Source organism: Peribacillus sp. SIMBA_075, from assembly GCF_046534585.1.
In genome coordinates this window covers 1-233 of record NZ_JAWRYN010001683.1, presented here as the reverse complement: position 1 = coordinate 233, position 233 = coordinate 1, and the positions used below count along the sequence as shown (strand labels likewise).

The following is a 233-nucleotide window of genomic DNA, read 5'->3' as shown; positions in this document are numbered from 1 at the left end:
ATGACTAGAGCGAAAGGAGGACCGCGGATGGAGAGTAAACATAAAAAGGGCAAGGGACACAGTATCAGTGTACTGGCAGGTGTGGTACTGCTGCTGCTTGTCCTGATGGCGGTTTCCGCGCCACTGTGGGTTAGTGCTTCCCCAATTGAAATGGCACCGGATCAACGGTTATTGCCGCCCTCGAAAGAGCATTACTTTGGTACCGACCACTTTGGTCGCGATATTTTCAGCCG

At 52.4% G+C, this 233-nt stretch carries 1 pseudogene; it reads left to right on the top strand.

From position 1 onward, the window contains the following. Positions 1 to 27 precede the first annotated feature (27 nt). Positions 28 to 233, top strand: a pseudogene (locus SB775_RS34155) (ABC transporter permease); the annotation flags it as partial.